This window comes from Prevotella jejuni (assembly GCF_900187995.1).
Classification (GTDB): Bacteria; Bacteroidota; Bacteroidia; order Bacteroidales; family Bacteroidaceae; genus Prevotella; species Prevotella jejuni.
This window is the reverse complement of sequence record NZ_FZNZ01000014.1, coordinates 83,848-90,452: the sequence shown is the minus strand read 5'-3', so window position 1 is coordinate 90,452 and position 6,605 is coordinate 83,848. Positions and strand designations below refer to the sequence as shown.

Annotated in this window: 4 protein-coding genes and 1 pseudogene; all 5 read right to left on the bottom strand. The window is 45.7% G+C overall.

Features of this window, described 5'->3' with window-relative positions; genetic code table 11:
• Nucleotides 1-263: pseudogene (locus tag CHB62_RS15045) on the bottom strand (IS982 family transposase); the annotation flags it as partial.
• A 688-nt stretch (nt 264-951) separates the two neighbouring features.
• Nucleotides 952-2,964 (bottom strand): fructose-1,6-bisphosphatase, encoded by a 2,013-nt coding sequence (locus CHB62_RS07000; protein WP_089366256.1) that lies wholly within the window; start codon nt 2,962-2,964, stop codon nt 952-954.
• Nucleotides 2,965-2,966: 2 nt separating this feature from the next.
• The gene (locus CHB62_RS06995) at nt 2,967-4,124 is read right to left on the bottom strand and encodes a glycosyltransferase family 4 protein (RefSeq protein ID WP_089366255.1); all 1,158 of its coding nucleotides are present in this window, start codon (nt 4,122-4,124) and stop codon (nt 2,967-2,969) included.
• On the bottom strand, nt 4,125-5,363 hold the full coding sequence (locus tag CHB62_RS06990) for a glycosyltransferase (RefSeq protein ID WP_089366254.1): 1,239 nt from the start codon (nt 5,361-5,363) through the stop codon (nt 4,125-4,127).
• Nucleotides 5,364-5,382: 19 nt separating this feature from the next.
• Nucleotides 5,383-6,540 carry a diaminopimelate decarboxylase gene (gene lysA / locus CHB62_RS06985; RefSeq protein ID WP_089366253.1) on the bottom strand — a complete coding sequence of 386 codons (1,158 nt, stop codon included), beginning with the start codon at nt 6,538-6,540 and terminating at the stop codon, nt 5,383-5,385.
• Between the last annotated feature and the right edge of the window lie 65 nt (nt 6,541-6,605).

Sequence of the window (6,605 nt, the reverse complement as noted above, 5' to 3'; positions counted from 1 at the left end):
TTATAAGACAATTGATTTGGAAATAAATCTGCTAAATGCTCTTTTACGAAAAAGGTATAATAGTGATAAAAATTACGATAGGAATTAAAGTGGAAACAAATTAAAATCGTCATGATTTCAGATTTACTCATACGGCACTGGCGATGGCGATGACACCCTTTACTCTTTTCAGAGAGACCTATTTTATCAGTTTCTAACTCAAATTCCTTGCAGAAATCATCCGCAATACAGAAAATTTCAGTAATTTTGTCCTTGGTAATCATTGTTATGTTTATTGTAATTGTTTGATTTTCAACCATAAAGTTACAAAAATATAATGAGATTACCAACTTTTTGCAGACATTTCTTATCCCGAGTTCAGGTTATAACGTTCTGTGAATTCTGTATGCCGGAGGCGTTCTGTGGAATCGAAATGTGCGCCAAAAAGTTCTGTTAGATCTGTGAGTTCTGTGAGAGAAAAACCTCCCCCAACGGCTTTCAAACATTCTTTTTCTCACAGAATAACACAGAAGAACAGAATACGCAGCATTTCACAGAGCCCTTGCGGGCGGCAGAACTCACAGAACCTTACAGCCAATTTTAGCAGAAACGCTCTGTGTTCTCTGTATGCCGGAGGCGTTCTGTGGGCTCGAAATGTGCGCCAAAAAGCTCCGTGAACTCTGTGCGCTCTGTGAGAGAAAAAACTTCCAATGAACAAACGCATGCACCAAAAAGGTTCTGTTAAATCTGTGAATTCTGTGAGAGAGAAACCTCACCAGCGTGAGAGAAAAACCTCCCCACGCTTCGTATCAGTAGTCCAAAAGGTGCAAGCTCACCTATTTTTAGTATTTTAGGATTTGATTTTCAAGGTATTAGAAGAATGTTTTTAGCTAATGTAGACAGGTAATGTGCAATACAGAAAGATGACGAAAAAGAAGAAGGGACACACACTGTGCGCCCCTTCTATTCGTCTTATACCTTCTGTGGAGTCTTTCTTTCTACCTCCGTAAGGAAGCCACTTCGATAAGCATAGAGGAGTTCCTCGAGTGCTTCTATCTGTAGGCGTAGCTCTGTACCCTTATCGGTATCTTCTACACGCAGCCTTTGTTGGTTCATCTCAACAATCTGTGTGGTCGAAACAATGTCTGTTCCTCGTTTGATAGCATCCTCGGTTGAGGTGAAAGGCTCGTGCTGTACGAGTTGGAAACCACGTGAGTGGAACACCAATGTATAGCCCGCAATACCCGTCTCCTTATGGTAAGCCTGTGAGAAACCACCATCAATGACCATCAACTTACCGTTCGCTTTGATAGGGTTCTCGCCCTTGACGACATGAACAGGCATGTGACCGTTGATAATATGACGGTTAGGCTGAGGCACATCGAACTCGTCTAAAATCATGTCGACAATCTCCTCGTTGTCACGCATCTCAAAGTAATATCCTTTCTTCTCGTGGTGTGTCTCCTTGTCGGCTATAAAATAGCGTTCGAAGGTGGCCATCTTAGCCTTGTCAAAGAGCGGACTGTCTGGTCCTGACCATAGATAGAGGAAGAAATCAATAGCGTCTTGTCGTTGCTCTTCTGTCTGTAGGTCGTTGTTAGACTGGAATGCCGAACGTATCTTCATACCTGTCTGATAGAGCAACTCCTTACCCTTCAGTTTCACACCCGGTTCTATCTCAACCTCCTTTAGTTTCCCTTCTTCGGTGAGCGGGATAGATGCATGGAAGAGAAGGTTATGGTTGAATATGTTATACATACAGCCATGACGGAGCAGAGAGCGGATATGGCTACGTAGCTTCTCACTACCCGTGAACGACTGATGAAGGCGGTCGATGAGAGCCTGTTCTGCCTCAGTCAGCTTGTCGGGGTGCTTCGGGTCGATGGTAGGGAAGTTGCATGAGCGCATCTGATATTCCTTGCCATCAAGTTTAATCGTACCCTTCTTATAGTCAATCGCATTGAGGAGGCGGCGGTCATCCATCTTCCAAAGCGGGTGACGGCTTATCATCTGCGACTCAATCTTGAACTGAATAACACTGATAGCCTTGTGCATTTGTGCCGTAAGAGTCAAGCTACGCTCGTCGAGCGGATTGTCTTTTGATACCTTCGGGATGAACTCCTCGCATAGATCGTCACCATAGACATCCATTGCGAAGGTGGCCAACTGGATAAGATTAATACCATATCCGTCCTCGATAGTTGCCATGTTAGCATAGCGAAGGGCAATACGAATGACGTTACAGATACAAGCATCGTTACCTGCAGACGCTCCCATCCATAGGATGTCATGGTTACCCCACGTGATATCCCAGTTATGATAGTTCTTTAAGGTGTCCATAACGATGTGAGCACCCGGTCCTCTGTCGTACATATCACCCAAGATATGCAGCTGGTCGATGACTAATCGCTGGATAACCTCGCATATAGCGATGATAAAGTCGTCGGCCCGTCCGGTGGAGATAATCGTCTTGATGATAGCACTCACATAGTCGGTTTTATCCTTGTCGTCGGCGTGTTCGTGTAGTAACTCTTGTATGATGTAAGAGAAATCGGCTGGTAATGACTTTCTCACCTTCGAGCGAGTGTATTTACTGGATACGTCACGACAAACCTCAACGAGGCGGTGTATTGTGATATGATACCAATCCTTAATGTCTTTCTCTTGCTTTTTAACAAGCTCTAACTTCTGTGCTGGGTAGTAAATCAAGGTACATAGTTCTTGTTTCTCCACGTTCCTCAGTCGCTCACCGAAGAGTTCGTTCACCTTTCTTTTGATGTTACCAGAGGCGTTCTTCAGTACGTGTTGGAACGCTTGATACTCGCCATGAATGTCGGCAAGGAAGTGTTCAGTACCCTTAGGAAGGTGTGCGATGGCCTCAAGGTTGATAATTTCTGTAGATGCTTCAGCGATGTTTGGGAACGATTTAGCTAAGAGTCGTAGATATCGTTCATCCTTTTTTAAGTCGTATTTCTTCTTTTTCATGTTCAATGTCTTTGTTCGAAATTATTGCGTATCATGCCCTTTGTCTTCCTATCATTGCGTGGAGGGAAGGGCATAAACCCCTCTTTTAGGAGCGTCTTCTCCGCCAGTAGTTGTATTATCCGACATGAATAGCGATAGAGACGCAGGTGGCGAAGCACCTCTGCTAAGCGGTCTTCGTCGTAGTCATTATACTTTATAACTTTGTATAAATCAGTCAGTAAGCGCAGTGACAGTCTCTTTTTCCGTTCTATCTGACGCGTGTTTGCAATGATGGTAGCTATCTGCTTGAAGATAGCGTCTTCTTTGCTTGTATAGTCATCGAGCCTTTGACGGGTCATGGGGAGGTTCCCGACGAGTTTGTCAGTGTCCACCGACGTTGTTTCCTTGGGTCGTAACAATGGGAAACGACGGATGGCTGCAGTGTCGATGGCGGGTGCGTTGAGTTGTAAACGGCTGATAGCACTATCGACAATCTCCCTTACTCCCTCGTCATCAGCATAGAGTAAGACTCTTCTCCATTGTTCTGGGTTGAGGCTTCGTAGGTTGAGAAGCTGGTCACTCGGTAGGAGGTTGTGTATAGACTCCTCTGCTAAGCCAACGTGAAGGAGGCTTGGGATGGCGTCTTTCTCCATTGCCGTCATGACAAACTGGTAACGTGTGTCGAGCACCTTACGATAGAATGTTATCGTCTGTTGTGCCATCTCGTCATCTGTCAACGTATTGTTTAATACGCTGTCACGCACTACATCAATGCGTTTCGTCCATCCCAATGACAGTATCTCTTGCTTTTCATGCTCGCTGCTGACGAGGAGAGCTTCCGTTGATTGCACCATCTTAGCTTGATAGAGTAGGGCCTTAACCTTCTTTCTCATGCCCTGCTCCGTCGTTCTTGCCCGTTCGTTAAGTTCCCAATGCGGTGAGAAGACAACGGCACAATGCTTCTTTGCAGCCCAATTAGCGTAGGATGCGATATGATACTGCCAGCAAGAATGAATATGAACGATGTCGGGTTGGAAATCAGCAAGGAGCTTCTTGAAATCACCCTGTTGTGTAATCGTTTTAACATCAGCATATTCTTCCTGCGCAGAGGTGAGCCGCAGCAGTTGATCAGAGAGCAGATTGCCTGCCTTTATACTGTCTATGTAATGGATAATGCGCATTTATAGTTTGTGAGAGATGAAGTCATACTTGTCTGCACGATGGTATTTTAGCTTATAACCAAGGTGCTTCCATGCAATGGCAAGCTCGTATGGGATAATCTTCCATGCTGGGATGTCTAAGTCGAAACGGCGTAATGCTTTCTTACCGATGGTTAGTCGGAGGATAAGGGATAGTATAAGTGCCAGTCCGGCAGCTGCTGTAATGGTCCACATACCGAGGAGGTAAGAGACAGCGAGTGCTGCACACTGCAACACGTAATTGCCATGTAGGGCCGTCTGGTCGATGTAAGGGAGGAGACGATGGCGTGTTGTCCGTTCAAGGTGTTGGCGATTCTCCATATAGAAGAGGTGTCCTCCGAGCCAAACCTTATCTGTTGGTGCCTCTTCAATGAGCGTTCCTTCAGGCGAGTTCTCGAACGTCAGGTTGTCAGCCTTCGCATACTTGTTCACCATGAAATCGTATTCTCCACGTATATACTTGAGGTTTCCACGAAATCCCTCAGCCTGTAAGAAGGTATTCTTACGGAACACTAAGGCATTAAAAGGGCATGCATAGGCCCTGTTATGCTGGTATTCACGCATGAAATAGCGGGCTAAGTAATGACGCTCAAAGCGTCGATAGTCGGGCGTCTCATCCTCGTATCGGGTGTAGCCGACAACGAGCTCTTTCCCTTCTTGGCAGTTTCTTGCAAGAGCTTGTAGCCAGTTATCACCCGTAGGAAAGCAGCAGATGTCAGCCATCAAGACCCAATCATACTTTGCCGCCTTAACTCCTAAGGTGATGGCAAGCTTCTTCTTGCTCATATAACGAGACGATTCAGGGATGAAGGTGGTGTATAGATGGGTGTTGGAAGCAAAGCGCTTGAGCACATCACTTGTCTCATGATCATTCTGAGGGGCCACGACAATCACCTGAAAGTCTGTTGGATAGTCCTGATTTAGATAGAGTGGGAGGTTCTTTGCAAGCTCCTGTGCATTGTCGTGGGGCGTGAAGATGATTGATATAGGAGGTAGTGATGGGTGTTCCTCGGCCTTGTCATCAAGCTCCGCTATCGTTTCCTTCCCCTCTTCCTCAGGCTCCTCTTCAGTGCTTGTATCGTCACTTTCGTTGGTAGAAGATGGTAAACCATACGCAACAATCCCCACTCTTCGAAAGAAGGGATTGAGCAATGAGGTCAGTACTGCTACCAGTATCAGCACTACTGAGGCTATGATGGTTGTATTATCAAAAGTGAACATTGATTTAATTCGTTATTGTTTATAGTTCGTCGGAGGTGTAACCAGCAGGCAACTTCCTACAGTTATATTGCGAAGCCATGATTTCTCCGTATGCTCCAGCAGACCGCATCGCTATCAGGTCACCCCGATGTACGGTGTTGAGGGCTATTGCCTTTGCAAAAACATCACTCGATTCGCATATCGGACCCACCACGTCATAGGTGGACAAAGGGCCGTTGTTGGATAGATTCTCTATCTTATGGCTTGCTTGATAGAGGGCAGGTCGAATCAAGTCGGTCATTCCAGCGTCTACGATAGCGAACTGTTTAGCCATCCCTTGTTTGACATACAGCGTGCGAGTAATGAGACTTCCCATCTGTCCAACGACTGCTCTTCCTAACTCAAAGTGTAACTTCTGTCCGTCTCTTAACTTTAGATAGCGTGCGAAAGTATAGAAGTAAGACTTAAAGTCAGGGATGGGGTGGCTGTCAGGCTGGTCGTAGTCGATACCCAATCCACCGCCAACATTGATGTTCTTAATCGTTATATTCTCCTCTTCCAGATGGTCTTGTATCTCGTTGATGCGGCTGCAGAGGTGGCGAAAATCAGTCATTTCGAGCAGCTGAGAACCGATGTGAAAGTGCAAGCCGATAAAGTGGATGTTCGGCATTCTGCTTGCTTCAAGGATGGTAGGGAGCATGTCCTGCATCGCAATACCAAACTTATTCTCAGCCAGACCAGTGGTGATCTTCTCGTGTGTATGTGCCCCTACGTCAGGGTTAATACGGAAGCAAACATTGGCTATCTTGCCCTTCTTGGCTGCTAACTCATTGATAATCTCTAACTCAGCGACACTTTCTACGTTGAAGCAGAAGATGTTCTTGTCCAGACCAAGGTTGATTTCCCAGTCGGCTTTACCCACCCCAGCATAGACAATCTTGTCTGCTGGGAAGCCACAGTCTAAACTTCTTTGTATCTCACCACCACTGACACAGTCGGCTCCCAGTCCTGCCTGTTGGATAATATTCAGTACTTTAGCGTTCGCATTGGCTTTAACAGCATAGTGAACGACGAAGTTCTCATACGTCTTCAACTCATTGTTAATAGCTTGCAAAGTCTCCCTTAGGAGGTTGCAGTCGTAATAATAAAATGGAGTCTCCATCTTATTAAACTTATCAATAGGGAATTCTTGTGTCATGTGTGTTGTGTCGTGATGTAGTGTTTATCTGAGTTATAGAGGAGACATACGCCCTCGTATGTCCA